Annotated in this window: 2 tRNA genes and 1 rRNA gene; all 3 read left to right on the top strand. The window is 43.6% G+C overall.

Annotated elements, in window-relative coordinates:
• Positions 1-8: 8 nt before the first annotated feature.
• Positions 9-82, top strand: a tRNA-Ile gene (locus Q0838_RS14155).
• Between the two features lie 113 nt (positions 83-195).
• A tRNA-Ala gene (locus Q0838_RS14150) sits at positions 196-269 on the top strand.
• A 137-nt stretch (positions 270-406) separates the two neighbouring features.
• Positions 407-1,630, top strand: a 23S ribosomal RNA gene (locus tag Q0838_RS14145); the annotation flags it as partial.

Raw genomic sequence — 1,630 nt, 5'->3', positions numbered from 1 at the left:
GGAGTTACAGTCTCATAGCTCAGCTGGTTAGAGCGCTACACTGATAATGTAGAGGTCGGCAGTTCGAGTCTGCCTGAGACTACAAAGAATGATTTATCATTTTAGTTCATTTAAATTGTAAAGGAAATTTTAGACGTTGAGCATTCAAAACGCCTTATTAGATATTTTGGATTGACATTCTTAATTTCAAATTATGGGGGATTAGCTCAGCTGGCTAGAGCGCCTGCCTTGCACGCAGGAGGTCATCGGTTCGACTCCGATATTCTCCACTATTGACTTCGGTCATAACCGTTCATTGACATATTGAAAAGATTAAACGAGTAACGTAGATACGTAAGTATCTATATTATTATAGTAAAATAATTAGGCTCTTATATCTGTATCGTTGCAGTATAAGAAAGAATATCATAAGCAAATTAAGGGCGTATGGGGAATGCCTAGGCTCTCAGAGGCGATGAAGGACGTGATAAGCTGCGATAAGTTGCGGGGATCAGCACATATGATTAGATCCGCAAATTTCCGAATGGGGCAACCTGTTATATTGAAGATATATCATCCGAAAGGAAGCAAACCTGGTGAACTGAAACATCTAAGTAGCCAGAGGAAGAGAAAACAAAAGTGATTCCGCTAGTAGTGGCGAGCGAACGTGGAATAGCCCAAACCAATTATGTTACGGCATAATTGGGGTTGTAGGACCGTAATGTTTAATGTGTAATGAATAGGAATTCTCTGGAAAGAGAAACCAAAGAGGGTGATAGTCCTGTACTGGTAAGTTGCATTATTAATAACGGTATCCTGAGTAGTGCGGGGCACGTGAAACCCTGTATGAATCAAGCGGGACCATCCGCTAAGGCTAAATACTCCTGAGAGACCGATAGTGAACTAGTACCGTGAGGGAAAGGTGAAAAGTACCCTGAATAAGGGAGTGAAATAGATCCTGAAACCATACGCTTACAAGCGGTCGGAGCCCATTAATTGGGTGACGGCGTGCCTTTTGCATAATGAGCCTACGAGTTACCGTTGTTAGCAAGGTTAAGGATTTCAGATCTGTAGCCGTAGCGAAAGCGAGTCTGAATAGGGCGTATAGTTAGCAGTGGTAGACGCGAAACCGTGTGATCTACCCATGGGCAGGGTGAAGCTGTGGTAACACATAGTGGAGGCCCGAACCGGTTGACGTTGAAAAGTCTTCGGATGACCTGTGGGTAGGGGTGAAAGGCCAATCAAACTCGGAAATAGCTCGTACTCCCCGAAATGCATTTAGGTGCAGCGTTAATTAAGTTTTATAGAGGTAGAGCTACTGATTGGATGCGGGGGCTTCACCGCCTACCAATTCCTGACAAACTCCGAATGCTATAAAATAGTGATTAGCAGTGAGGGCATGGGTGCTAAGGTCCATGTCCGAAAGGGAAAGAACCCAGATCATCAGCTAAGGTCCCAAAATGTATATTAAGTTGAATAAACGAGGTTGTACTGCATTGACAGCTAGGATGTTGGCTTGGAAGCAGCCATTCATTTAAAGAGTGCGTAACAGCTCACTAGTCGAGCGGTACGGCATGGATAATAATCGGGCATAAATATACTACCGAAGCTATGAATTCGAAAGAGTGGTAGGGGAGCATTCTATATACGT

The sequence above is a fragment of the uncultured Nonlabens sp. genome (assembly GCF_947495285.1).
Classification (GTDB): domain Bacteria; phylum Bacteroidota; class Bacteroidia; order Flavobacteriales; family Flavobacteriaceae; genus Nonlabens.
The sequence above is the reverse complement of the archived record's forward strand: the minus strand, read 5'-3'. Positions and strand labels throughout refer to the sequence as shown.